The organism is Amycolatopsis mediterranei, from assembly GCF_026017845.1.
GTDB lineage: Bacteria > Actinomycetota > Actinomycetes > Mycobacteriales > Pseudonocardiaceae > Amycolatopsis > Amycolatopsis mediterranei.
Genome location: NZ_CP100416.1, coordinates 2528084 through 2554053, shown reverse-complemented (window position 1 = coordinate 2554053; position 25970 = coordinate 2528084). Strand labels below are relative to the sequence as shown.

22 protein-coding genes are annotated in these 25970 nt (G+C 71.9%); 6 read left to right on the top strand and 16 right to left on the bottom strand.

Features of this window, described 5'->3' with window-relative positions; translation table 11 throughout:
- Positions 1–8 precede the first annotated feature (8 nt).
- Positions 9–1517 carry a glutamate synthase subunit beta gene (locus ISP_RS12260; protein ID WP_013224181.1) on the bottom strand — a complete coding sequence of 503 codons (1509 nt, stop codon included), beginning with the start codon at positions 1515–1517 and terminating at the stop codon, positions 9–11.
- Positions 1510–6063, bottom strand: a complete 4554-nt coding sequence (gene gltB, locus ISP_RS12255) for a glutamate synthase large subunit (RefSeq protein WP_013224180.1) — start codon at positions 6061–6063, stop codon at positions 1510–1512. The genes ISP_RS12260 and gltB overlap by 8 nt, the downstream gene beginning before the upstream one ends.
- 299 nt (positions 6064–6362) lie before the next feature.
- Here gltB and ISP_RS12250 point away from each other — a divergent pair, with 299 nt between their 5' ends.
- A complete protein-coding gene (locus ISP_RS12250) occupies positions 6363–7148 on the top strand; it encodes an SDR family oxidoreductase (protein WP_013224179.1) in 786 nt (261 codons plus the stop codon).
- A gap of 185 nt (positions 7149–7333) precedes the next feature.
- Here the strand turns inward: ISP_RS12250 and lgt are convergent, their stop codons facing one another.
- The 4 genes from lgt to ISP_RS12230 are packed head-to-tail and all read right to left on the bottom strand — an operon-like array spanning position 7334 to position 12188.
- Positions 7334–8446: a prolipoprotein diacylglyceryl transferase gene (gene lgt / locus ISP_RS12245; RefSeq protein ID WP_014466801.1), complete on the bottom strand. Its 1113-nt coding sequence runs from the start codon at positions 8444–8446 to the stop codon at positions 7334–7336.
- An 18-nt stretch (positions 8447–8464) separates the two neighbouring features.
- On the bottom strand, positions 8465–9637 hold the full coding sequence (locus tag ISP_RS12240; protein WP_013224177.1) for a M20 metallopeptidase family protein: 1173 nt from the start codon (positions 9635–9637) through the stop codon (positions 8465–8467).
- Positions 9634–10758 (bottom strand): amidohydrolase family protein, encoded by a 1125-nt coding sequence (locus tag ISP_RS12235; protein ID WP_013224176.1) that lies wholly within the window; start codon positions 10756–10758, stop codon positions 9634–9636. Before ISP_RS12235 ends, ISP_RS12240 begins: the two co-directional genes overlap by 4 nt.
- Complete coding sequence (locus tag ISP_RS12230; RefSeq protein ID WP_230468768.1) at positions 10755–12188, bottom strand: APC family permease; 1434 nt, start codon at positions 12186–12188, stop codon at positions 10755–10757. The genes ISP_RS12235 and ISP_RS12230 overlap by 4 nt, the downstream gene beginning before the upstream one ends.
- A 54-nt stretch (positions 12189–12242) precedes the next feature.
- On the opposite strand from ISP_RS12230, the gene ISP_RS12225 reads away from it, so the two are divergent.
- Positions 12243–13604, top strand: coding sequence for a type I glutamate--ammonia ligase (locus ISP_RS12225; RefSeq protein ID WP_034284314.1), 1362 nt, complete (start codon positions 12243–12245; stop codon positions 13602–13604).
- A 127-nt stretch (positions 13605–13731) separates the two neighbouring features.
- Complete coding sequence (locus ISP_RS12220) at positions 13732–15015, top strand: hypothetical protein (protein WP_230468767.1); 1284 nt, start codon at positions 13732–13734, stop codon at positions 15013–15015.
- Between the two features lie 4 nt (positions 15016–15019).
- Here the strand turns inward: ISP_RS12220 and ISP_RS12215 are convergent, their stop codons facing one another.
- The 8 genes from ISP_RS12215 to ISP_RS12180 all read right to left on the bottom strand — a co-directional run bounded on the left by ISP_RS12215 (position 15020) and on the right by ISP_RS12180 (position 21968).
- Positions 15020–15676 carry a peptidoglycan recognition protein family protein gene (locus ISP_RS12215; protein ID WP_013224172.1) on the bottom strand — a complete coding sequence of 219 codons (657 nt, stop codon included), beginning with the start codon at positions 15674–15676 and terminating at the stop codon, positions 15020–15022.
- Positions 15677–15723: 47 nt separating this feature from the next.
- Positions 15724–16290, bottom strand: a complete 567-nt coding sequence (locus ISP_RS12210) for a Uma2 family endonuclease (protein ID WP_013224171.1) — start codon at positions 16288–16290, stop codon at positions 15724–15726.
- 158 nt (positions 16291–16448) lie between these two features.
- Positions 16449–16826 (bottom strand): MerR family transcriptional regulator, encoded by a 378-nt coding sequence (locus ISP_RS12205; protein WP_013224170.1) that lies wholly within the window; start codon positions 16824–16826, stop codon positions 16449–16451.
- Between the two features lie 33 nt (positions 16827–16859).
- Positions 16860–17651: a tryptophan synthase subunit alpha gene (gene trpA, locus ISP_RS12200; RefSeq protein WP_013224169.1), complete on the bottom strand. Its 792-nt coding sequence runs from the start codon at positions 17649–17651 to the stop codon at positions 16860–16862.
- Entirely contained in the window at positions 17648–18877 is a 1230-nt protein-coding gene (gene trpB / locus ISP_RS12195; protein ID WP_034284348.1) for a tryptophan synthase subunit beta, read from the bottom strand. Before trpB ends, trpA begins: the two co-directional genes overlap by 4 nt.
- Complete coding sequence (gene trpC, locus ISP_RS12190; protein WP_013224167.1) at positions 18856–19665, bottom strand: indole-3-glycerol phosphate synthase TrpC; 810 nt, start codon at positions 19663–19665, stop codon at positions 18856–18858. The genes trpB and trpC overlap by 22 nt, the downstream gene beginning before the upstream one ends.
- 124 nt (positions 19666–19789) lie before the next feature.
- Positions 19790–20317 carry a Trp biosynthesis-associated membrane protein gene (locus ISP_RS12185; protein ID WP_013224166.1) on the bottom strand — a complete coding sequence of 176 codons (528 nt, stop codon included), beginning with the start codon at positions 20315–20317 and terminating at the stop codon, positions 19790–19792.
- A 91-nt stretch (positions 20318–20408) separates the two neighbouring features.
- Positions 20409–21968, bottom strand: a complete 1560-nt coding sequence (locus ISP_RS12180) for an anthranilate synthase component I (RefSeq protein ID WP_013224165.1) — start codon at positions 21966–21968, stop codon at positions 20409–20411.
- A gap of 83 nt (positions 21969–22051) precedes the next feature.
- On the opposite strand from ISP_RS12180, the gene ISP_RS12175 reads away from it, so the two are divergent.
- A complete protein-coding gene (locus tag ISP_RS12175; protein ID WP_013224164.1) occupies positions 22052–22678 on the top strand; it encodes a TetR/AcrR family transcriptional regulator in 627 nt (208 codons plus the stop codon).
- Here the strand turns inward: ISP_RS12175 and ISP_RS12170 are convergent.
- Complete coding sequence (locus ISP_RS12170; RefSeq protein ID WP_013224163.1) at positions 22654–23688, bottom strand: DUF3592 domain-containing protein; 1035 nt, start codon at positions 23686–23688, stop codon at positions 22654–22656. The two genes, ISP_RS12175 and ISP_RS12170, sit on opposite strands and share 25 nt — an antisense overlap.
- Positions 23685–24758 (bottom strand): DUF3592 domain-containing protein, encoded by a 1074-nt coding sequence (locus tag ISP_RS12165; protein ID WP_013224162.1) that lies wholly within the window; start codon positions 24756–24758, stop codon positions 23685–23687. Before ISP_RS12165 ends, ISP_RS12170 begins: the two co-directional genes overlap by 4 nt.
- A 199-nt stretch (positions 24759–24957) precedes the next feature.
- Here ISP_RS12165 and ISP_RS12160 point away from each other — a divergent pair, with 199 nt between their 5' ends.
- On the top strand, positions 24958–25791 hold the full coding sequence (locus ISP_RS12160; RefSeq protein ID WP_013224161.1) for a helix-turn-helix domain-containing protein: 834 nt from the start codon (positions 24958–24960) through the stop codon (positions 25789–25791).
- Positions 25792–25802: 11 nt separating this feature from the next.
- Entirely contained in the window at positions 25803–25970 is a 168-nt protein-coding gene (locus ISP_RS12155; RefSeq protein WP_013224160.1) for a DUF397 domain-containing protein, read from the top strand.

Genomic DNA, 25970 nt, shown 5'->3' with positions numbered 1-25970 from the left:
CGAAACGATCAGACGACCGCGAGCGGCAACGCCGTCGGGTGGACCGGAGCCGGGAGGTCCGACGCGCCCGTCAAGTACGTGTCCACCGCGTTGGCCACCGAGCGGCCCTCCGCGATCGCCCACACCACCAGGGATGCCCCACGGTGAGCGTCGCCACAGACGAACACGCCCGGGCTCTCCGTCTGCCAGTCCGCGCCGCAGGACAGGGTTCCGCGGCGGGTCAACGACAGGCCGAGGCCGCCCAGCAGCGGCATTTCCTCGACGCCCTCGAAGCCGATCGCCAGCAACACCAGGTCCGCCGGGAGCGTCTCGATCTCGTCGTTCACCGGGATCACCTCGCGGCGTCCGGTGGCCGGGTCCTTCTGGACGCGGACCTGCTGCAGCTCCACCCCCGTCACGCGTCCGTCGGCGGAACCCACGAACCGCTTGACCGCCACCGCGAACTTCCGCTCACCCGCCTCCTCGTGCGCCGCGTACGTGCGCAGGATGTACGGCCAGGTCGGCCACGGCGACCGCTCGTCGTCGCGGGCGGACGGCGGCATCGGGTACTGGTCGAGCTGCGTCACCGACAGCGCGCCCTGGCGGGTCGCCGTTCCGTAGGAGTCCGCGCCGGTGTCGCCGCCGCCGATGATCACCACGTGCTTGCCACGCGCGTCGATCGCCGGGGGGCCGTCGCCCTCGACGTACTTGTTGGCCGGGACCAGGTGCTCCATCGCCAGGTGGATGCCCGCCAGCTCGCGCCCCGGCGTCGTCGTGTCGTCGCGGCCGCGCAGCGCGCCGACCGCGAGCACCACCGCGTCGTACTGCGCGCGCAGGTCCTCCACCGACAGGTCGACGCCGACCTCGCAGCCCGTCACGAACCGGGTGCCTTCCTTGCGCAGCTGCGCCAGGCGGCGGTCGAGGACCTTCTTCTCCATCTTGAACTCGGGGATGCCGTAGCGCAGCAGCCCGCCGAGGCGGTCGTCGCGCTCGAACACCGTGACCTCGTGCCCGGCGCGGGTCAGCTGCTGGGCGGCGGCGAGCCCGGCCGGGCCGGAGCCGACGACCGCGACCCGGCGGCCACTGGACACTTCGGACACCTGCGGCTGGACGTAGCCCGCTTCCCAGGACTGGTCGGCGATCGTCTGCTCGACGCGCTTGATCGCCACCGGGCCGCCGGAGAGCGGGGAGATCGACAGCACGCAGCCCGCTTCGCACGGCGCCGGGCACAGCTTCCCGGTGAACTCGGGGAAGTTGTTGGTCGCGTGCAACCGGTCGCTCGCCGCGGCCCAGTCGCCGCGGCGGACCAGGTCGTTCCACTCCGGGATGAGATTGCCCAGCGGGCAGCCCGAGCCGCCGGAGTGGCAGAACGGGATGCCGCAGTCCATGCACCGCGACGCCTGCTTGCGCACCTGGTCGTTGCGCTCGGCGGAAGGAACGTCCGCGTAGACCTCGCCCCACGAAGAAAGCCGTTCCTCGTAAGACTTCTTCTTCGGCTCTTCGCGGTCGTACTTCAGGAAACCGGTCGGGTCAGCCACGAGCGGCCTCCATGATCGCCTCGTCGACGTCGCGGCCGGCGGCGCGGGCCGCCTTCGCCGCATCCAGGACCCGCTGGTAGTCGCGCGGCATCACCTTCGTGAACGCCACCGACCGGCGCGGCCAGTCGCCGAGCAGCGAGGCCGCCACCGCGGAGCGGGTGAGATCGTAGTGCTGTTGCACGGTTTTCTTCAGCCACGCCAGGTCGTCGGCGGTCGGCCGCAGCAGGTCCACCATGTCCTGGTTGACCTTCTTCGCGTCGACGTCGAGGACGAAGGCGATGCCGCCGGACATGCCGGCCGCGAGGTTGCGCCCGGTCGGGCCGAGCACCACCGCACGGCCGCCGGTCATGTACTCGAAGGCGTGGTCGCCGACACCCTCGGCGACGACCGTGGCACCGGAGTTGCGGACGCAGAAGCGTTCGCCGACCTGGCCGCGCAGGAAGATTTCGCCGCCGGTGGCGCCGTAGGCGATCGTGTTGCCCGCGATCGTCTGCGCCTCGGCGGCGAAGGACGCCTCCGGGTCGGGGCGGACGACGATCCGGCCGCCGGAGAGGCCCTTGCCGACGTAGTCGTTCGCGTCGCCGACCATGTCGAGGGTGATGCCGCGCGGCAGGAACGCGCCGAGCGACTGGCCCGCCGACCCGGTGAGCGTGACGTGGATCGTGCCCTCGGGCAGGCCGTCCCCGCCGTAGCGGCGGGTGATCTCCGAGCCGAGCAGCGTGCCGACGGTCCGGTTGACGTTGCGCACCGGCAGCTCGATGTTCACCTGGTGCGCGTCTTCCAGGGCCGCCTCGGCGAGCTGGATCAGCGTGCGGTCCAGGGCGTGCTCGAGCCCGTGGTCCTGGCCGCGGGTGCGCCGCTTGGCGCCGCCGTACGGGGTCTCCGAGGGCATCTCGAAGATCGGCGCCAGGTCCAGACCGGACGCCTTCCAGTGCTCGACCGCCTCGTCGGTGTTCAGCAGCTCGGCGTGCCCGATGGCCTCGTCGAGCGTGCGGAAGCCCAGCGCCGCCAGGGTTTCGCGGACTTCTTCGGCGACGAACTTGAAGAAGTTGACGACGTGCTCGACCTGGCCGGTGTAGCGCTTGCGCAGCTCGGGGCTCTGCGTGGCGACGCCGACCGGGCAGGTGTCGAGGTGGCAGACGCGCATCATGATGCAGCCGGCGACGACGAGCGGGGCCGTCGCGAAGCCGTACTCCTCGGCGCCGAGCAGCGCCGCGATGACGACGTCGCGCCCGGTCTTCATGGCGCCGTCCACCTGGACGGTGATCCGGTCGCGCAAGCCGTTGAGCAGCAACGTCTGCTGGGTCTCGGCGAGGCCGATCTCCCACGGCGTGCCGGCGTGCTTGAGCGAGTTCATCGGGGACGCGCCGGTGCCGCCGTCGTGACCGGAGATGAGCACGACGTCCGCGTGCGCCTTGGACACGCCCGCCGCGACCGTGCCGACGCCGAGCGAGGACACCAGCTTCACGTGGATGCGGGCGTGCTCGTTGGCGTTCTTGAGGTCGTGGATCAGCTGGGCCAGGTCCTCGATGGAGTAGATGTCGTGGTGCGGCGGCGGCGAAATGAGGCCGACGCCCGGCGTGGAGTGCCGGGTGCGCGCGATCCACGGGTACACCTTGTTCGGCGGCAGCTGGCCGCCCTCGCCGGGCTTCGCGCCCTGCGCCATCTTGATCTGGATGTCGTCGGCGTTGACCAGGTACTCGCTCGTGACGCCGAAGCGGCCCGAAGCGACCTGCTTGATCGCACTGCGGCGCTCGGGGTCGTAGAGCCGCTCGGGGTCTTCGCCGCCCTCACCGGTGTTGGACCGGCCGCCGATCCGGTTCATCGCGATGGCCAGGGTTTCGTGCGCCTCGGCCGAGATCGAGCCGTACGACATCGCGCCCGTGTTGAAGCGCTTGAAGATCGCCTCGGCGGGCTCGACCTCGTCGAGCGGCACCGGCTCGCGAACGCCGTCCTTGAACGCGAACAGCCCGCGCAGCGTGCCGCCCTCGCGGTAGAGGCGATGCACCTCTTCGGTGTACTTGCGGTAGACCTCGTCGCGGCCGGTCTTGGACGCGTGCTGCAGCAGGAACACCGTCTCCGGCGTGAACAGGTGCAGCTCGCCCTCGCGGCGGTAGGCGTACTCGCCGCCCGTGTCGAGTCCACGGTGGACGCGGTCGGTCGGGTTTTCCGGGTACGCGCGGCGGTGGCGCGTCGCGACCTCTTCGGCGAGCACCTCGAGGCCGACGCCGCCGAGCTTCGACGACGTCCCGGTGAAGTACTCGTCGAGCAGGTTCTGGCTCAGGCCGAGGGATTCGAAGACCTGGGCGGCGGTGTACGCACCGACCGTGGAGATGCCCATCTTGGACATGATCTTCAGGACGCCCTTGACCAGCGCCTGCACGTAGTTGCGGATCGCCTTGGCGGGCTCGATGCCGGTGACCGCGCCCTGCCCGATCATGTCTTCGATGGTCTCGAAGGCCAGGTAAGGGTTGACCGCGGCGGCGCCGTAGCCGAGCAGCAGCGCGATGTGGTGCACCTCGCGCGCGTCACCGGATTCGACGACCAGCGCGACGCGCAGGCGTTCCTTGGTGCGGACCAGGTGGTGGTGCACGGCGGCGACCAGCAGCAGCGACGGGATCGGCGCCATCCGGTGGTCGGAGTCGCGGTCGGACAGCACGAGCGTGCGCGCGCCGGCCGCGATGGCCTCGGAGGCCTCCCGCCGGACCCGCTCGATCGCCGACGCCAGTGCCTCGGCACCGCCGTCCACTTCGTACAGTCCGGAAAGGACACTGCAGGCGAAGCCGGGGAGGTCGCCGTCGTCGTTGATGTGGATGAGCTTGGCGAGCTCGTCGTTGTCGATGACCGGGTACGGCAGCTTCAGGTGCCGGCAGGACGCCGGGCCGGGGGCCAGCAGGTTGCGCTCCGGGCCCATGATCCGCGCCATGCAGGTGACGAGCTCTTCGCGGATCGCGTCCAGCGGCGGGTTGGTCACCTGGGCGAAGTTCTGCTTGAAGTAGTCGTAGAGCAGCCGGGATCGCTTCGAAAGCACCGCGGGCGGGGTGTCGGTGCCCATCGAGCCGATCGGCTCGGCACCCTTCTCGGCCATCGGCGCGAGCAGGATCTTGAGCTCTTCTTCGGTGTAGCCGAAGGAAAGCTGGCGCCGCAGCACGGAGTCGTGGCTCTGCACGACGTGGTCGCGGTCGGGCAGCTCGGCGAGCTTGAGCAGGCCCGCGTGCAGCCACGAGTCGTAGGGCAGCTCGGCGGCCAGCGCGGACTTGACCTCTTCGTCGTCCACGATCCGGCCGGCCTCGGTGTCGACCAGGAACATCTTGCCGGGCTTGAGCCTGCCCTTGGCCACGACGTCCTTCGGGGCGACGTCCAGGACGCCGGCCTCGCTGGCGAGCACGACGCGGTCGTCGGCCGTGCGCCACCAGCGCGCCGGGCGCAGGCCGTTGCGGTCCAGCACCGCGCCGACCAGGCTGCCGTCGGTGAAGGTGACGCAGGCCGGGCCGTCCCACGGTTCCATCAGGCTGGCGTGGAACTGGTAGAAAGCGCGGCGCTCGGGCTTCATGGTGGCGTGGTTCTCCCACGCCTCCGGGATCATCATCAGCACCGCGTGCGGGAGCGACCGGCCGCCCAGGTGCAGCAGCTCGAGGACCTCGTCGAAGGACGCCGAGTCCGACGCGTCCGGCGAGCAGATCGGGAACAGCCGCGAAAGGTCGCCGGAGATGACGTCGGATTCCAGCAGCGCCTCGCGGGCCCGCATGCGGTTGCGGTTGCCGCGGATGGTGTTGATCTCGCCGTTGTGGGCCACGAACCGGAACGGGTGGGCCAGCGGCCACGACGGGAAGGTGTTGGTGGAGAAGCGGGAGTGCACCAGCGCGATGGCGCTTTCCAGCCGCTCGTCGCGCAGGTCGGCGAAGAACGCCGGCAGCTGCTCCGGTGTCACCATGCCCTTGTAGACGATCGTCCGCGAGGACAGCGACGGGAAGTAGGTGCCGCAGCCGGCGTTCGCGCTCTCGTTTTCGACGCGCTTGCGCAGGCAGAAGGCGAGCCTGTCCAGCTCCACACCGGATTTTCCGTCGCCGGTGACGAAAAGCATGGCGAAGTGCGGCATCACCGAGCGGGCGGTCGGGCCGATGTCGGCGCGATCGGCGTCGACGGGGACCTCCCGCCAGCCGAGGACCTCCAGGCCCTCCTCGACGGCGATGCGTTCGGCGAGCCCGACGGCCTTGCGCCGCTGCTCGGCGTCCTGCGGCAGGAACGCGATGCCGGCGGCGTAGGTGTGGTGCCCGTGCTCGTCCGGTGTGGGCAGCGCGAAGCCGGCTTCGGCCCGCAGCAGCACGTCGGGCAGCTGCAGCAGGATGCCGGCGCCGTCGCCGCTGGTGGGCTCGGCGCCCGCGGCGCCGCGGTGGTCGAGGTTCATCAGCGCGGCCAGGCCGTCGGTGACGATGCCGTGGGAGCGGCGCCCGCGGATGTCGGCCACCATGGCCACACCGCAGGAGTCCTGCTCGGTCTCCGGGTCGTACAGACCCTGCTTGCCGGGCATGGCGGAGAAGATCAACGGGACCTCCTTCGTCGTCTTGTCGTGCGGGGCCGGACTACCGGCCGGGGAGCGCACGGGACGACGATGGCCCGCTTGTTAGCGCGACTTTAACACCTGGGAAACACCGCAGCAGCACTTCAGAGCGCCTCGGACGACGTCGGACGGTAACGATCTGGCTGCGCGGAACGACATAGTTCCTGATGGGTTCCCGGTAGTTCGTTCCGCTAAGTATACGGCCCGCCAACCCGGCTCAAAACCACTGTGGCGTGATCGCCGCACTGTGTCCCCGCTCACTAGAACGTGTTACATTTCGCCGCATGATCCTCGATCGGTTCAAGCTCACCGACCAGGTCGCGGTGGTCACCGGCGCCGGACGCGGAATCGGCGCGGCCACCGCGGTGGCCCTCGCCGAAGCGGGCGCCGACGTGGTGATCGCCTCCCGCACCGAGGCCCAGCTCAAGGAAGTCGCCGCGCGCGTTTCCGACGCGGGCCGCCGGGCGGTCCCGGTGCCGGTGGACCTCTCCTCCCCCGAAGCGGCGGCCGCGCTGGCCGCGACGGCGGTGTCGGAGTTCGGCCGGCTCGACCTGGTGGTCAACAACGTCGGCGGCACGTACCCGCGCCCGCTGCTGGAGTCGACGGTGGACTTCATGGAGGAGGCGTTCCGCTTCAACGTGGCCACGGCCCACGCGCTGACGGTGGCGGCGGCGCCTTCGCTGGTCGAGACGGGCGGCTCGGTGGTCAACATCTCGTCGGTGATGGGCCGGGTGAGCGGCCGCGGCTTCGCGGCGTACGGAACGGCGAAGGCGGCCCTGGCGCACTACACGCGCCTGGCGGCGGCGGACCTGGCCCCTCGCGTCCGCGTCAACGCGATCTCGGTGGGCTCGGTGGCGACGTCGGCGCTGGAGATCGTGGTCGGCAACCCGGAGCTGAAGGAGAAGATGGAGTCGGCCACGCCGCTGCGGAAGATCGGCGAAGCCGAGGACATCGCGGCGACGGTGGTGTTCCTGGCGTCGCGGGCCGGCGGGTACATCACGGGCAAGATCCTCGAGGTCGACGGCGGGTTGCAGGCGCCGAACCTCGAGCTGGGCCTGCCCGACCTCTGACCCGGCCCCGCTCGATGTCCGACCCGAGCCCGCCCGGGCCCGCCCGGGCCCGCCCGGGCCCGCCCGGGCCCGCTCCGGCCACCGGAGGCTGGTCCAACGCAGTGAATGACTCATTCCTGGCGTCGGACGCCAGGAATGAGTCATTCACTGCATCGCCGCGGCCGGGCCTTCGAGAGGTTGAGCGATCAGCTCTCGTCGGTCTTCTTGGGCGCCTCGGCCGGCGCCTCCGAGGACGCCGGCTTCTCCGCGGAAGCCGGGGCATCGGCCGCCACCTTCGCGTGCTCCGGCTCGTCGGGGACCTTCGCGGGCTCGTCGGCGACCGCGGAATCGGCCGGCGACGCCACCGAAGCCTCCCCCGCCGAAGCCTCCTCGGCCGCAGCCGGGATCTGCCCCGCGGCCACCGGAACCTCGTCCGGCCCCACGGCGTCCTTGCTCACCAACGTCTCCGGCGCCTCCCGCGGCCCCCGCCTACCGGCGAGCACGAAGTACGCCACCGCAGCGAGGAACAGCAAGATCGACGTCCACACGTTCACCCGCAGCCCGAGGATGTGGTTCGCCGTGTCGGTGCGCATCATCTCGATCCAGCCGCGGCCCACCGTGTACCCCGCCACGTACAGCGCGAACGCCCGCCCGTGGCCGAGCTTGAACTTGCGGTCCGCCCAGACCACCAGCAGCGCGACCAGCAGGTTCCAGATCAGCTCGTACAGGAACGTCGGGTGGACCGGGCTCTCCGGCAGCGGGATGTGGCCCGTCGCGACGCCGTTGAGCAGGTTGTCCGGGTCCTCCGGGTTGAAGCGCTGGTAGACCTCCAGGCCCCACGGCAGGTCCGTGTGCGCGCCGTAGAGCTCCTGGTTGAAGTAGTTGCCGATGCGGCCGATCGCCTGCGCGACGACGATGCCGGGGGCGACCGCGTCGGCCATCGCCGGCAGCGGGATGCCCTTGCGGCGGCAGGCGATGAGCGCGCCCACCGCGCCGAGGGCGATCGCGCCCCAGATGCCGAGGCCGCCGTCCCAGATCGCGAACGCGTTCCACGGGTTGCGGCCCTCGGTGAAGTACAGCTCGGGGTCGGTGAGCACGTGGTACAACCGGCCGCCGACCAGGCCGAACGGCACCGCGAACACCGCGATGTCGATCACCGTGCCCTTGGTGCCGCCGCGGGCCTCCCAGCGCCGCTCGCCCCACCAGATCGCCACGATGATGCCGGCGATGATGCACAGGGCGTACGCGCGGAGCGGGATCGGTCCCAGGTGCCAGACACCACGGTCGGGGCTGGGGATCGTCGCGAGGTAGGCGCTCATCACGCGGCCACCGTAGCGCTAAGGCACCGGAGCATCCAAGGCGGCCAGGTACCCCGCTACCAGCGCGTGCGCGACCTGGGTGACGGCTTGGTCACGCGGGAGGAACCGCTCGTCGTGCAGGCTCGGCACGCCCGCCGTGTCGCCGAGGCCGACGAACAGCATGAGCCCGCGGGTCGCGCCGCCGCAGTAGTGGGCGAAGTCGTCGGCGCCGAAGGACCGGAACTGTTCGTCGACGACGAAGCCCGCGTGCCGCAGCCACCGCTGGGCGCCCGCGGCCAGCGCCGCGTCGTTGTCCAGGACCGGCTCGCACGGGCTGATCTCCAGCTCGGCGGTGCAGCCGTGCGCCCGCGCGGTGCCGTGCACGATGTCCGCGAGCGTCTCCAGGGCGCGCTCGCGGTCCTTCGTGCGCATCAGGCGCAGGGAGCCGAACGCGCTCGCGCTGTTCGGGACGACGTTGGCCGCCGCGCCGCCCTGGATGCGGCCGATCGAGCAGACCGCGCCGAACACCGGGTCGATCCGGCGGGACGCGAGCTGCTGCAGGCTGACGACCAGCTGGGACAGGGCCAGGATCGGGTCGCGCAGCAGGTGCGGGTAGCCGGCGTGGCCGCCCTGGCCGTGCATGGTCACCTCGAACTCGTCGGTGGAGGCGTTCACCGGGCCCGGCGTCGCCGAGACGACGCCGTGCGCGATCCGCGGCTGGACGTGCGCGCCGATCACCGTGTCCACCCGGTGCTCGGCCAGCACGCCGGACTCGACGACGTCGAGCGCGCCGGGCGGGGACGTCTCCTCCCGCGGCTGCAGCAGCGCCAGGAGCGGCCGCGGCACCCCGACGCGCCGGGCGGCCCGGAAGACGGCGACCAGCGCGGCCAGGTGGACGTCGTGGCCGCACGCGTGCATGAGCTCGTTCCCCGACGCCCACGGCACGCCGGTGCCCTCCAGCACCGGCAGGGCGTCGAGCTCGGCCCGCAGGGCCACGGCGGGGCCGTCCGACGTGCCGGGCAGCAGGACGGCGCGCCCGGTCTTGGCGACACGGGTGCCGTCGCCCGCGTCGAGCGCGGCGCTCACCAGCCGGGCGGTGTCCTCCTCGTCGCCGGAACCCCGGGGGTCGGCGTGCACGGCGTGCCGGAGCTCGACGGCGGCGGGCAGTTCGTCGGCGATCGCCTGCGTCCACCGGGTCCACAGATCACTCACACGTGCTCCAAGCGGTAGATCCTGTTCGCGTTCTCGTGCCCCACCAAAGCACACAGCCGGACGGCGTCCTTTTCGGACATCGCGTCCGCGTCGAGCGCCGAGCGGACGAAGTCCGACAAGCCCTGCCGGAACAGGGCCGTGCCCAGGTGGTACAGCTCGGCCAGGCCGAAGGCGTCGGTGGAGAAGAGCACCTTCCCGAACGGCGCGATCTCCAGGAGCTCGGCCAGCACGGCCGGGGCCCGGAACCCCGCGTTGTGCGTGATGAGCCCGGCGTCGACGAACACGTGCTCGAAAACCTGCGCCAGATACGCGGCGTGGCGGTGGAACGGGTAGTTGTGCAGCAGCAGGATGGGCACGCCGCTGCCGCGCGTGGCCCGCAGCAGCCCGGTGAGCAGCAGCGGGTCGCCGCGGTGCAGGTCGGCGTCGGCGTCGCCGTAGCCGACGTGGAACTGCACCGGCAGGCCGAGGTCGAGGCCGGTGAACACGAGGTGCCGGTGCAGCACCTCGTCGGCCAGCCGGGTGCCGCCCGCGGCGAGCCACCGCCCGGCGGCGGCCTCGACCTCCGAGGGCGACGGCCGCTCCCCCGCCAGGGCGAGACCGGCGCGGTAGGCCGCGATCGACTTGAGCCCGACGGCGGTCTCGGCGCGTTTCGCCAGCTCGTCGGCGAAGGCCGCGGCGAACCCGCGGGCCGTCGTCCCCCGGATCACCGCCTCCGCCACCTGTTCCAGCCGGACGACGTCGTGCGCGCGCGTGCCCGCGAGCCCGGCGAACTCCGCGGTCGTGGTCAGCGCGTCCGGTAGGAACCCGCCGTCCACGAGGAAATCGGTCGTGCCGGTGGCCCGCAGGAACCGCCGGGCCACCTCGGCCGCACCGAGTTCGGCGCGGCGCTCGAGGTAGGCCTCGGCGGGGGTGTGCTTCGGCAGGTCCAGCACGGGCGCGCAGCGTTCGCGCACGGCCAGCCCGATGAGCGAGTCGAACAGGCTGGTGCCCAGCGGCGACGGCGCGTCGGCCTCCGTCAGCATCGCCTCGAAACCCGCGCGGGTGACGTCCCGGGTGACGACGCCGTGGCAGTGGTGGTCCACCAGCGGCAGGTCCGCGACGAACGGGAGCAGACTTCTCATGTGCCTCCGTCCACACTCGTCAGCCTCTCCCCCACCCTACGAGCGTAGGCAGGCGCCGCCAGCACCAAGATCACCGCGAGCCCGAGCACGGCCGCGGCCACCACCGGGAACCAGCGCGCCGGGCCCTCGGTGGGGTACGGCACCACGTTGACGTACACGGTGTAGCCGAGCACGGCGAGCGCGCCGATCGGGAAGACGAGGTGCCACCCCGGCACGCGCATCCGCCGCTTCACGAACAGCAGCAGGATCGCGCCGATCGTCGTCAGCAGGTAGATCACCAGCAGGATCAAAGTCCCGATCGAGCCGCTCCACGCGAAGGTGTCCGACGCCGTCGCGCCGAAGAAGACCGCGCACACCAGGATGATCAGGACGGCGGCGCCCGCCACCGCGCTGACCGCGGCCACCGGCGTGCCGCGCGAAGACGTCCGGCCGATGCCGCGGCCGCCCACCGCGTCGCGGCCGAGGGCGTAGAGCAGCCGCGAGCCGCCGACGACGCAGGCGAGGCAGCAGCCGAACGCGCTGATCGCGGCGCCCACGCTGATGACGTCGCCGACCCACGCGCCCGCGTACCGGCTGCCGAGGTCGCCGAGCAGGGACGGCGAGTCGTGGAACGCGCCCGCGTCGCCGCCGAACGCCATCATCTCCACGGCCGTCACCACCACGAAGTAGAGGCCGCCGAAGATCGCCGTGCCGAGGATCGCGCGCGGGATGTTGCGCTTCGGGTCGTGGGTTTCCTCCCCGAGCGTCGCGGCGGCTTCGAACCCGGCGAAGGACAGGAAGCCGAAGACCGCGCCGAGGAACACGCCGGACAGCCCGGTTTCCGGGACGAAGACGGCCATCGTGAACCGCGCGCCGCCGGGTGCGCCGCCCGCGAGCAACCGCACCAGGATCACCACCGTGACCAGCAGGATCACCGCGATCGTCGCGCCTTCGACGGCGAGCAGGGTGCTCGTGCCGCGGCGGGCGGGCAGCACGGACAACAGCCACGCGCCGATCAGCGCGACGGCCGTCAGCACGAACGGGCCCCAGGACGGCGGATCCGGCCAGATGCCCACCTGCGTCAGGAAAGCCGTGCCCAGCGTGCCCGCGGCCGAGCTCGTGACGACGGCGTAGAACGTGTACGTCCCGAGGAGCCCGATACCCGAGACGACACCCGCGCGCGGGCCGAGGGTGGCGCCGACGAAGGCGTACACCGAGCCGGCGTGCTGGTAGTACCGGCAGAGCTTGACGAAGCCGTACGCGACCAGCAGGACGCCGACCGCCGAGAGCAGGAAGGCGAGCGGCACGGCGCGGCCGGCGGCCGCGGCGGTCTGCTGGGGATTGATGTTGGCGGCCATGCTCGGGGCCATCAACGCCACGGACAAGCCGACGGCCTGCCAGACGGAGAGGGAGCGGCGCAGCCCTGGACGGGTTTCGACGGTGTCTGACACGATCTTCACCTCTTTCTCAGGTGAGCAGACCCAGTGAACAGCGACGGGGGCAGGATGAGCCAGCTCGATCGGGCGGAACTCGCACAACAAGGCGCACTGCGGGCCGACGGCCTGCGCGCTGCCGGCGTGGAGCTCGTCGCGCTGACCTTCGTGGACAACAGCGGCATCGCGCGGGTGAAAGCCGTGCCGGTGGACCGGCTGTGGTCGGCGGCGGCGTGGGGCGTCGGCGCGTCGAACTCGTTCGACTTCTTCCTGGCCACCGACGACATCGTGGACGGCACGCATTCGCGCGGCCCGGTCGGCGACCTGCGGCTGCACCCGGACCTCGACGCGCTCGTGCCGCTGGCCGCGCAGCCGGGCTGGGCGTGGGCGCCGGCGTGGCGGTACGACCAGGAAGGCGCGCCGCACCCGCAGGACGCGCGGGCGCTGGCCGCGGCCGCGACGGCCCGGCTCGCGGAGCTGGGCTACAACGCGCGGACGGCGTTCGAGATCGAGTGGGTGATCACGGCGGCCGACGCGCCGGACGACCCGCGCTCGGCCACCGCGGGCCCCGCCTACGGCTACGCGCGGCTTTCCTCGCAGGCGGGCTACCTGCGCAAGCTGGTGTCCACGTTGACCGCCCAGGGGGTCGCGGTGGAGCAGATCCACCCGGAGTACGCGGCGGGGCAGTTCGAGGTGTCGGTGGCGGCCGGTGACCCGGTGCGCGCGGCGGACGTGGCGGTGCTGACGCGGGAGACGATCCGGACGGTCAGCGAGCAGTACGGGCTGCGGGCGTCGTTCACGCCGAAGTTCGCGCCGGACGGCGTCGGCAACGGCGGTCACGTCCACCTGAGCCTGTGGGACGGCGACCGCAACCTGTGCGCCGGCGGCGATCGGCGGTTCGGGCTCACGGAGACGGCGGAGGCGTTCGGCGCCGGCATCTTCTCGCGGCTGCCGGCGCTGCTGGCGATCGGCGCGCCCTCGGTGGTCAGCTACCTGCGGCTCGAGCCGCACCACTGGGCCGGGGTGTTCCGGGTGTGGGGCCTGGAAAACCGCGAGGCGCCGCTGCGGCTGGTCCGGGGTCCGGCCGGGCAGCGCGAGCGGGCGGCGAACTTCGAGGTCAAGTGCTTCGACCTGACCGCGAACCCCTACCTGGTGGTGGCGGCGCTGATCTTCGCGGGCCTGGCCGGGGTCGAGGCCCGGGAGAGCCTGCCGGAGCCGGTCGACGTCGACCCCGGAACGCTCGGGGGTGCGGTTGAGCGGCTGCCGACGTCGCTGGCCGAAGCGGTGGCGGCGTTCGAAGCGGACCCGGCGTTGACGACGGCGTTCGGCCCCGAGCTGGCGACGACGCTGGTGGACGTCCGCCGCGGCGAGCTCGACCGGCTCGGCGCCCTGCCGCCGGACGAGCTGTGCGCCGTGATGCGGTACCTCCATTGATCTTTTTGCGGGCACCATTCGCCGTGAATGCCGGAATCCTGCTCGTAAATCGCCCTGTGATCGGGCTGTTATCTGTGCTAGCGTCCTGCGCCGGGTGAGGTGAGGAGGCCGAAAGAAGGCACAGTCCATGCCAGAAGCACGTCCCCGCCACCGGCAACGGCCTTGGAAGCTCAAGGTGACCGTCGCGGTGGCCGCGGCGTCGCTGGGCGCGGTCGGAATCGCGGTGGCCGCACCGCGCACCCCGGCACCGCCGCCCGCGACCCCCAATTCCTCCTGCACCATCCGGGTGCCCGAAGATCCATTGTCGGCGCGTGGCCTGGCCACGCCGTACCAGCTGGCCGCGACCGACCCGCGGCAAGGCGCGTGCCACGAATCGGTGGACGCGCAGGGCGCGTTCGCCGAGGCGACGATCCTCGACCCCGCCACCGGGAAGCTGTCGGTGTACCACCCGCTCGTCGTCGACGCGGGCGCCGCGCCTGCCGCCTCACCGGTCGTCCCGGCGCTGCCGCGCGGCGCGGTCGTCGGCCTGTGGTTCGGGTTCAACGGCGACACGCTGACCCTCGGCGGCAGCCAGGCCGCGCTGAAGGCGGGCCGGTGCGTCAACGGCCTCGGCGGTTCGCTGTTCGGCCAGGTCGCCTTCTGCGGCGCGCAAGCGTTCTTCGACGCGGCGAACAACGCCGTCCAGGCCGGCAAGCTGCGGATCCCGCCGCTGGGCCGGGCGAAGGACGGCCGGCCGTGCCCGTCGGTGCGCGACTTCTCGCTGGTGGACCAGGACCAGAGCGACAACGTGACGACGACGTACCTGGTGACGCGCGACGGCCGGACGGCCCAGGCCACGGCGGCGAACTCGCGCACGCTCCGCAAGCCCGCCACGCTCGCGAACGGCAGCGACAACCGGCTGCTCGACGCGTTCGTGGACCCGGCGCTGGGCTGCACGCCGTTCACCGCCCCGGACGTGACCGACGGCGGCCGGCCCACGACGTCACTCGCCCTCAACGAGCTGCAGGCCGCGGCCGGCCAGCGGGCTCCGGTGGCGCTGGTGCCGCCGGGCGACCCGATGACGCTGGTGGCCGGGAAACCCAGCCCGGCCAAGGCGAACCTGTACCGCGCCGGGGTCGATCAGCCCCCGCTCGACCGGCGTTCGGCGAGCACCCGGGCGTACTGCCGCTCGTTGCGGACGGCCGGGCTCGACCGGCTGACGTCGGACCGCCGGCTGCTGCGGGCGGCACCGTCCCCCGATGACGGCGTCGGCCTGCTGAAGTTCCTGACCGACCGGCTGCAGGGATCGTTGCAGCAGCTGGGCTGCACGCACCCGGCGGCCTCGCGCCACCCGGCCGCGGCGGCCGAGCCGGACCCGGCGGACCAGGCCGCGGCCACGGATGCCGTGCGGACGTTGGAGACGCTCGGGTAGCCGCTCACCCCGCCAGTGCCCTGGCGACCTCCGTGCGCAGCTGCGGCAGCTTCGCGTACAGGCGGTCGCCGGGGCATTCGGTGTTGTAGAAGTCGCGGTGACCCTTGATCTCTTCGACCGGGATGCCGTACTGGCGGCAGATGTAGGCGCAGAAGACGACGAGCGAGGCGAACTGCGTCTCGGGCGGCTCGACGCTGGTGTAGAGGCCTTCGTTTTCGATGCCGATGGCGTTGGTGTTCTGCCCCGGGCAGTGCGCGCCCTGGATCATCGTGGTGCGGCCGCGCAGGGCGTCGAGGCTGCCGTGGCGGCCTTCGAGCCGGTAGCCGCCGCGGCTGACGGTGAAGTGCTGGCCGGTGTCGGACCAGCCGTTGTTGTCGATGTGGTCGTGCTGGTCGTCGCGCGCGACCTGGAAGGCGTGGGCGAGGGAGTAGTCGGTGCTGTTGGCGCTGGCGATGTGGTGGATGAGGATCCGGTCGGCCGGGTGGTCGAGGGTGGTGAGCGCATCCGCGGGCGGCCGGGCACCCCACTCGGCGCAGCTGTAGATCCGCGGCGCGGTGGCGGCCCGGGCGGCGTTCGGGAGGACCAGTCCGGCGGCACCGGCGACGGCGAGCCCGGCGGCACCGCGGAGGAAGGTGCGCCGCGGAAGGTGTGCGATGTCCATGGCGCGGACTCTCCCGCGGCGGCGTACAGCTTTCGTACAAAAGCCGGTCAGGCGAGGCGGATTGTGGCGGCGAAGGGCCTGGTGAGCTCGAGATCCGTTTTGTCGTTCTTGGCGATGGGTTCGTACTCGCCGTCTTGGAGTTCGAAGAGGGTCGCTGTGCTGGGCTCGCCCGGTTCGACCAGGAGGTAGTACGGGATCAGGGCTTCGGCGTAGATCGCCCGCTTGAGGACCCGGTCCTGGATTCTGGTCGACGGCGAGGCGATCTCCGCGGCCAGCAGGACATCGCTCGCCGTGTAGGCCACGGTGTCGATCCCGGGGCAATCGAGGATCACCAGGTCGGGGATCAGCAACCGTTGCGTTCCGACGCGGATGTTCACGCCAGGCAGCAACTCGGTGCCGTCCGGCAACGCGGAGGCAAAGGCGAACTGCAGTTTCTGCAAGAGCCGCTGGTGCACCGAAGTCGGAGCGGGGCCCATCAGCAGCACCCCATCCACGAGTTCGAGCCGCTGCAGCGAGGTCTGCTCCTCGGGCAGGGCCAGAACCTCGTCGACCGTCCAGCCTTCGGGGCGCAGTGGGATGCTGAACTCAGCCCCCGGCTCCGTTGGTGCTGCCATCGCGCTTCACCTCCGTTCGCGCCGATCGCCCCCGGTCTGGTCCAGTGTGGCAGGTCCGCTCGATCCCCTCGTTGTGGATCATCACACGGGGAGTATGCAGACCGCCACCGACAGTTCTGATCGGGCGATGGGCGTCACGCGGGTGTGACAGCGGACCTTCAGCCCGCCGGAACCATCTCCGAAGCGCCGCTGTACAGCCGGATCTTGAACCGGATGTGGTCCTGGTGCTCCTGCAACCGGGCGATCTGCGAAGCCACCCGAGCCTCGTGGTCGCGCAGCACGTCGACCCGCTCCTCGCGCGTGGCCTCGTCCGAGCGCAGCAGCGAGACGAACCGCAGCATCTCCGCCACCGGCATGCCCGTGTAGCGCAGGCACCGCAGCAGCTGGAGGAACTCCACGTCCTGCTCGGTGAAGAACCGCCGCCCGCCGGCGGTGCGGCCCACCTCGTGGAGCAAGCCGATGCGCTCGTAGTACCGCAGCGTGTCGATCGTGAAACCGGTCTTTTCGGTCACCTGGGCCGGGGTGTAGGACGTCACCGGCCCAGCCTCGCACCTGGAGCGCACTCCGGGTCAAGCGGTGGCGACCGCCCGGCGCACGCCCTCGGCCAGCTCGGCCGACAGGGCACGAACGCCCGACGAGCCTTCGGCCGCCGCCGTGACCAGGGCCGAGCCCACGATCACCGCGTCCGCGAAGGACGCCACCTCGGCCGCCTGGTCGCCCGACCGGACACCCAGGCCCACGCCGATCGGAAGCGAAGTGTGCACTCGCGTGCGGCGCACCAGCTCCTCCGCTCCGGCTCCGACCTGGTCGCGCGCGCCCGTCACGCCCATCACCGCGGTCGCGTAGATGAAGCCCGACGACGCCGCCGCCGTCAACGCGAGCCGCTCTTCCGACGACGAAGGCGCCACCAGGAAGGTGCGGTCCAGGCCGTGGGTCTCCGATGCCGCGATCCACGCGCCGGCCTCGTCCGGGATCAGGTCCGGCGTGATCAGGCCGAGCCCGCCCGCCGAGGCGAGGTCACGCGCGAAGCGGTCCACGCCGTAGCGGTTCACCGGGTTCCAGTACGTCATCACGACCGCACGGCCGCCGCGGGCCGAGATCGACTCGACGACCTCGAACACGTGCTTGAGGCGGAACCCGTTGTCCAGCGCGGTCACCGAGGCGGCCTGGATGGTCGGGCCGTCCATCACCGGGTCCGAATACGGGACGCCGACCTCGATCAGGTCCGCGCCGCCGTCGACGCAGGCCGCGATCAGGTCCTTCGAGCCCTCGACCGTGGGGAAGCCCGCCGGGAGGTAGCCGATCAGCGCGGCGCGCCCCTCGGCGCGCGTCGCGGCGAAGAGGTCGTCGAGCCCGCTCATCCGTTCACCAGTCCGAACCACTTGGCCGCCGTGTCCATGTCCTTGTCGCCGCGGCCAGACAAATTCACCACGATCAATCCTTCAGGACCCAGTTCGCGGCCCAGGTCCAGCGCGCCGGCCAGCGCGTGCGCCGACTCGATCGCCGGGATGATGCCTTCGGTGCGGGACAGCAGCTTGAACGCGTCCATCGCCTGGGCGTCGGTGATCGGGCGGTACTCGGCGCGGCCGGTGTCCTTGAGCCACGCGTGCTCCGGGCCGACGCCCGGGTAGTCGAGCCCGGCCGAGATCGAGTGCGACTCGACCGTCTGGCCGTCGTCGTCCTGCAGCAGGTACGTCATCGCGCCGTGCAGGTTGCCCGGGGTGCCCTTGGTCAGGGTGGCGCCGTGGCGGTTGCCCTCGATGCCCTCGCCGCCCGGCTCCAGGCCGACCAGCCGCACGGACGGGTCGTCGTAGAAGCCGGAGAAGATGCCGATCGCGTTCGACCCGCCGCCGACGCAGGCCGCGACGACGTCGGGCAGGCGCCCGGCCTGCTCGAGGATCTGCTCGCGGGCCTCGGTGCCGATGACGTGGTGGAAGTTGCGCACCATCGTCGGGAACGGCGCCGGCCCGGCGGCCGTGCCGAAGAGGTAGTGCGTGGTGTCGGCGTTGGTGACCCAGTCGCGCAGCGCCTCGTTGATCGCGTCCTTCAGCGTCCGCGACCCGGTCTTGACCGGGATCACCTCGGCGCCGAGCAGCCGCATGCGGGCCACGTTCAGCGCCTGGCGCTCGGTGTCGACCTCGCCCATGTAGACGACGCAATCAAGGTCGAGCAGCGCGCACGCGGTGGCCGTCGCGACGCCGTGCTGGCCCGCGCCGGTCTCGGCGATGACGCGCTTCTTGCCCATCCGCTTGGTGAGCAGCGCCTGACCCAGCACGTTGTTGATCTTGTGAGAGCCGGTGTGGTTCAGGTCCTCGCGCTTGAGGAACACCCGCGCGCCGCCGGCGTGCTCGCCGAAGCGCTTGGCCTCGGTGAGCAGCGACGGGCGGCCCGCGTAATCGCGAAGCAAGCGGTTGAACTCGTTCAAGAACTCCGGGTCGTGCCGGGCCTTGTCGTACTCGGTGGCGACCTCGTCGACGACGCCGATCAGCGCCTCCGGCATGAACCGGCCCCCGTACGGGCCGTAGTAGCCGCGCTCGTCCGGGTCGTGCTTGTCGTGCTCCTGGGTCACCGGGACGGCCTCGGGCAGGCGGGGTGGGAACCGGCGGTGACCAGCTTGACCAGGGCGCCCTTCGGGTCGCCGGAGGCGACGAGCCCCTCGCCGACCAGCACCGCGTCGGCGCCGTGGCCGGCGTAGGACATCAGGTCGCCCGGGCCGCGGACACCGGACTCGGCGACCTTGTAGACGTCCATCGGCAGGCCGGGGGCCAGCCGCGAGAAGACGTCCCGGTCCACCTCGAGGGTGTGCAAGTTGCGCGCGTTGACGCCGATGACCTTGGCGCCCGCCTCGAGGGCCCGGTCGGCCTCCTCGGCGTTGTGGATCTCCACCAGCGCGGTCATGCCGAGCGATTCGACGCGGTCGAGCAGCGAGACGAGCGCGTTCTGCTCCAGCGCGGCGACGATCAGCAGCACCATGTCGGCGCCGTGCAGGCGGGCCTCGTGCACCTGGTAGGGGCTGACGACGAAGTCCTTGCGCAGGATGGGGATGTCCACCGCCGCGCGGACCGCGTCCAGGTCGGCCAGCGAACCGCCGAAGCGGCGCTGCTCGGTGAGCACGCTGATCACGCGCGCCCCGCCGGCTTCGTAGTCCTTCGCCAGCGCGGCCGGGTCGGGGATGTCGGCCAGGTCGCCCTTCGAAGGGCTGCGCCGCTTGACTTCGGCGATCACGCCGATGCCGGACTCGCGCAGGGCGGCCATCACGTCGCGCGGCGCCGGGGCGGCGGCCGCGCGGATCTTCAGCTCGTCGAACGGCAGCGCGGATTCCCGCACGGCGAGATCTTCCCGCACGCCGGCGACGATGTCTTCGAGCACGCTCACCGGGCGCCCCCACCAGGGCGCGTGCTCACGGATTCACTCGCAAGGTCGCTCACAAAAACCTTCCCCTTCCCGCCGAAACGATGCTAACCCCCGCATCCGAGACGCCCGGTTCCGGGTGTGCGCGTTACTCCGAATGCCTGCCCCGGACGTCCGTGGGATCTACCCCTTCGGACAGGGCTTCCCACAGCTCGACGTCGGGGTCACGGACCTTTTTCCGGGTGGCCGGGGCCGCGTACTTCGTGCCGAGGCGCGCGGCCCGGCCGGCGCCCTTGACGGCGACCAACCCGCCGGCGGCGACGAGAATTCCCCCGAGCACGGCCAGGCCGCGGCCCAGCAGCATCTGGGTCACCGGCAGGCCGTCCGCGTAGCCGCCGAACCGGACGCCGGCGACGCCGGTCCAGATCGCCGCGGCCCCGGCCAGCGCCAGCACGCCGCCGAGCACGCGCCGCGCCCAGCCGCCGGTGGCCACCACCCCGGCCACGCCGGCCAGCGCGAGCAGGGCCAGCGGGACCAGCGCGGTCGCCCGCTGCTCGCCGGTCTCGCGGTACAGGATCGTGCCGCGGACGCCGCCGTCGCGGAACTCGGCGAACCACGTCAGCCGTGACGCACCCCACAGCGCGAGCGCGCCCAGCAGGAGCGCGACCACGATCATCCACAGTGGACGCCTCGACGCCGTCGCCGCCGAAGCGGCCGCGTCGGCAGCCGGGGAGGCGGCGCCCGGCCGCCGCGGCGCGTCCGGCGTGTCAGACATGGGCGGCGTCCGCGGCCGGGTCGAGGGCGCCCGCCGCCACCATCGTCTGCGCGGCGGCCACCGCCGAGAGCACGGTCCTGGCTTTGTTCAGCGATTCGGTGTCCTCGTAGTCCGGCACCGAGTCGGCGACCACCCCGCCGCCGGCCTGGACGTGCGCGATGCCGTCCTTGACCAGCGCGGTGCGGATCGCGATGGCCGTGTCGGCGTCGCCGGCGAAGTCGAGGTAGCCGACGACGCCGCCGTACAGCGCGCGGCGGACCGGTTCGAGCTCCTCGATCAGCTCCATCGCGCGGACCTTCGGCGCGCCGGACAGCGTCCCGGCCGGGAAGCACGCGGTGACCGCGTCGAAGGCCGTCTTGCCCTCGGCCAGCTCGCCGGTGACGGTGGACACGATGTGCATGACGTGGCTGTAGCGCTCGATCTGGAAGAAGTCGACGACGCGCACGGTGCCGGGCTTGCAGACCTTGCCGAGGTCGTTGCGGCCGAGGTCGACGAGCATCAGGTGCTCGGCGCGCTCCTTCTCGTCGGCCAAGAGGTCTTTCGCCAGCTGCGCGTCCTCTTCGGGGTCGGCGCCGCGCCAGCGGGTGCCCGCGATCGGGTGCGTGGTCGCGCGGCCGTCCCGCACGGTGACCAGCGATTCGGGGCTGGAGCCGACGATGTCGAAGCCGTCCAGCCGCAGCAGGTACATGTACGGGCTCGGGTTGGACGTCCGGAGCACGCGGTAGATGTCGATCGCGTCGGCGGTGGTGGGGATCTCGAACCGTTGCGACGGCACGATCTGGAACGCTTCGCCGGCTTTGATCGCCTCGACGGCCTTCTCCACCGCCGCGTGGAAGTCCGCCTTCGAGCGCTTCCGGGTGAATTCCGGCACCGGCCGGTCGAACGCGGCGACGGTGGCGGGCGCGGCCACCTGCAGCTGCTCGGTCATCGCGCTCAGCCGGGCGACGGCGTCGTCGTAGGCCGCGTCCACGCGCTCGGGCGAGTCGTCCCAGTTGACGGCGTTCGCGATGAGCGTGACGGTGCCCTCGTGGTGGTCGAACGCGGCCAGGTCGGTGGCCAGGAGCATGGTCAGCTCGGGGATGTCGAGGTCGCGTTCGGCCAGCTCCGGCAGCTTTTCCAGCCAGCGCACGGCGTCGTAGCCGATGTAGCCGACCATGCCGCCGGTCAGCGGGGGCAGGCCGGGCAGCGGCTCGGTGTGCAGGGCTTCGATGGTCTCGCGCAGGACGTTCAGCGGGTTGCCTTCGGACGGCAGGCCGACCGGCGGGGTGCCGGTCCAGACCGCTTCGCCGTCGCGGACGGTGAGCGCAGCCGGGCTGCGGACGCCGATGAACGACCAGCGGGTCCAGGAGGCCCCGTTTTCCGCGGACTCGAACAGGAACGTGCCGGGCCGGTCGGCGGCGAGCTTGCGGTACACCCCGATCGGCGTCTCGCCGTCGGCGAGGACCCGGCGCACGACCGGGATCACGCGGCGGCTCTCGGCGAGGACGCGGAAGTCCTCGCGGGACGGGCTGACCGTGCCGGGACCGGTCGAACCGGCGGATGCGCTGACCATGGACCTCATTGTGCCGCCCCGGCGGATCACGGCGGCGCCGGGCCATAATTCAATGAATGTTGAATTCAGCGGGCGGTTGAGTCATGATTGAAGCCGTGAGCACCGCGGACAACACCGAGACTACTGCCCGCCGCCGCGGGCGACGGCCCGCCGGCCAGGACACCCGCACGGCGCTGATCGAAGCCGCGCGGTCGGTGTTCGCCGAAAACGGCTACGACGGTGCGACCGTGCGCGCGATCGCCACCCGCGCCGACGTCGACGCGGCGATGGTCAACCACTGGTTCGGCAGCAAGGAGGGCCTGTTCGCCCAGGCGGTCCTCGAGCTGCCGTTCGACCCCCTGGAGCTGCAGAAGATCCTGCGCCACGGCCCCGACGACGAGCTGGGCGAGCGGATCGTCCGCACCTTCATCACCCGCTGGGACAGCGCGGGCGGCGGCCAGTTCGTGGCGCTCATCCGCAGCGTCACCGGCCACGAGCAGGCCGGGCACGTGCTGCGCGACTTCTTCCAGCGGTTCTTCAGCGCGCTGATCACCTCGATGGGCTCGGACCGCACCGCGCTGCGGATGAACCTGTGCGCGAGCCAGATGGTGGGCCTGGGCATGGTCCGGTACGTGGCGAAGTTCGAGCCGCTCGCCACCGAGGACGTCGAGGTCCTCGTCCGGGCGATCGCACCGAACCTGCAGCGCTACCTGACCGGCGAAATCGGCTGATCCCGCGGTCCGGCCGCGAGCACCGGGACGAGGTACGGCCCGGGCCGGTCCCGGCCGGGCGGGAAGAGGACGACCAGCTGCCGTCCCCAGCCGCCGATCCACGCCCGGCGGCGGACCGGGTTGCCGGGATCGTGCAAGGACGGCGCGCAGCGCAGCACGATGCCGCTGCCGTCGCGGTAGCGGGCCTCGATGTCCGCTCGGCGGCCGCCGGGCGGCACGACGGTCACCGTCGCGATCCGCCACCCGGTGGCCGCGACCGCGCGCGCCCGGCGCCACCAGCCCAGCGCCGCCGTCGCCGCCAACGGCAGCCCGATGAAGCCGGTCACCAGGGAAATGACGCCGGAATTCACCAGGACCCGGTTTCCGTTCGCCTCGGCGGTGGTGCGGACGTGCGCCGGGTCGGCGGGGTCGTAGACGACGGTCACCGGCTCGCCGAGGTGGTACTCGTGCCCGGAGTCGCGGACGATCTCCTCGGTCCGGGACACCTCCGGCGCCGGGTAGCGCACCAGGATCGACGGCGCGCCCCGCGCCGGGTCGAGGACGTCGACCACCGAGCCCTCGACGCGGACGCCGGTGGCCAGGAGGTCCGCGGCGGCGCGGTCGGCGGCGATCACCCCGGCGAGGCCGGCCGCGAACAGCACGGCCCAGGCGGCGGCGATCCCGGTGGCCCGGCGGGCGGTCCGGCGCAGACGCGCGGCCTGCGCGCCGAGATCGACCCGGCCCTCGCCGTGGGAACCGTCCCGCCCGGGCAGCCAGGCGCCGAAGTCCGGCACGGCGGCGAGCAGCCGCCGGTCCGGGGCGTGCAGGCGGTGGACGCCCACCGCGGCGAAGACCAGGGAGCCGGTCAGGATGCCGGCCTCGCCGAGGAGTTCGCCGTCCGCGAAGACGTAGTCCGGGACCAGCAGCGAGTACGCCGTGCCCGCACCGAAGAACAGGAAGACGAGCCCCGCGATCGCCGTCACGACGAGCCATCCCCGCTGCCGCGGCGGGCGGGACGAATCGCCGGTCATCGGCGAGTCCGGCTGAACCCGCTGGTGGCGCGCGGCGTCTTCGCGGCCGCCGGCACCGCGTACGGCCCGGGGCGGCGCGGTCCCTGCGGGAAGAGGACGGCCATCTCCCGCCCCCAGCCGCCGACCCAGGCGAGCCGGTCGGTGAAGTCCGCCAGCGCCTTGGCGCCGTGCGTCGAAAGCACGGCACGCAGCACGATGCCGGTGCCGTCCCGGTAGCGGACGTGGATGGTCGGGGGCGGCCGCTTCCGGCCGCCGATCGAGCGGTCGGGCACGACGTCGACGGTGGCGACCCGCCACCCGGTGACGCCGACCGCCCGCGCCCGGCGCCGCCAGCCGAGCGCGGCCCCGGCCGCCACCGGTGCCCCGGCGAGGCCGAGCAGCAGGGCGACGAGGCAGAGGCCGAAGACGAACTGGTTCTCGTTCTGCTCTTCCGTGGTGCGCACGTGCTCCGGATCGGCCGGGTCGACGACGACGGTGACCGCCTCGCCGACGTGGTAGTGGTGCCCGGAGTCGCGGACGATCTTCACGGTCCGGCTGCCGTAGCGCACCTGCATCGACGGCGTGCCCTTGCCGGGGTCGTACACCGACAGCACCACGCCGGGGACCCGGGCACCGGTGGCGAGGAACTCGTCGGCGGCTTCGTCGAGCAGGCTCATCCCGGCGAGCCCGCTCGCGAACAGCGCGACCCAGACCAGGATCAGCGCCCCGGCGCGGCGGGCGATCCGGCGCAACCGGCCGGTCTCGGCTGCGAAGTCGATCCGGCGGTCGTGGTCGTCGGCGGTCGACGGCGGCAGCCAGGCCCCGAAGCCGTTCTCGCTCGCGGTGACGCGGATCCGATCGGTGAGCACCCGCAAGCGCCAGGCGCCGAGAAGGGCGAAGGCGAGCGAACCGGCGAAAACGACAATGAGGGCGGGAATCTCCCCCGGGTCGAAGACGGGCTTGGCCACGACGAGCAGGTAAACCGCCACGGCCACCACGAAGAACCCGAAAACGGCCACACCGCCCGCCGCGACGGCCAGCCACCGCGCCCGCCGCCGGACGAGACCGCGGAGGGGATCGCCGAGCACCATCAGCCGAGCCTAGAAGCCGCGAGCCACGGCGGTGCTGCGAGAAACCGCACAGGGCGCCGAGGCAACCGGACGGCCCCGCCGGACGTGCAAGTGAGCAGGCCCGCCGGTCACCCGGATGCCGGAAAGAAACGCGATCCCTCGCATTTCGTGGACACCCTTCGCACATTCGGGGAATCGACGGGATTCGTATTATCGGCTCATGAAGCCAACGTCTTCGGGGCCCGCCGCGAGAACTCTCGCCGCTTCGCTGCGCGAAGAACGCGAAGGACGCAAAGTTGGTCTGCGCGTTCTCGCCGACGAGCTGGGCATCCTGCCTCAGCTGTTGTCGGCGTGGGAGAAGGGACATCGCCTGCCGAGCGTCGAGGACGTGTCGGCGATCCTCGCGCTGCTGGGCATCCGCGGGGAGCAGCGCGACCGGATCCGGACGCTCGCCCGGCACGCCCGCGAGCCCAACTGGCTGGCATCCAGCAACTCCGACCTTCCCTTCGCGCTCACCACGAGGCTGGACCTGGAAAGGACCGCCACCACGATCACCACCTGGTCGCCGCTGATCATCCCCGGGCTTCTCCAGACCCCCGACTACATCCGGTCGATCATGGACAAATCGGCGGTTTCGATCGAGCAGGCCGACAAGCGGCTGCGAGTGCGGCTCGCACGGCAGAGGATTCTCACTCGCTCGGATCCGGTGCGGTTCACTGCATTGCTCGGCGAACGCTCGCTTCACGAAAACTTCGGCGACACCGGGGTCATGTCCGACCAGATCGATCATCTGCTGGCGATGTCCGCGCGCCCGAACATCAGCCTGCGGATCGTGCCCGCCGGGATCGGCTACCACCCCGGCTTGATCGGGCCCTTCGACATCTACGAGTTCCCCGGCTCACCACCGATCGCCTCCATCGAACACATCTACTCGACGGCTTTCCTCCACGAGGAATCCCAGACCACAGGCCATAAGCGCGATGCTAAAGTGCTACGCGGACTAGCTCTGAGCGAAGAGGCTTCCCAGGCCCTGCTGCGGGAGGCCGCCGGATAACGGAGGCGATAGTGGGCTCGACCGGCTGGCGCAAGTCTTCCTACAGCGGCCCCAACGACAACTGTGTCGAGGTGGCGCTGGGGCCGGTCGTGGGCGTGCGGGACACCAAGGCCCGGCGGGCCGGTCAGCTGACCGTCTCCGCGCGGGCCTGGCGTTCCGTTCTCGACCGGCTGCGCTGA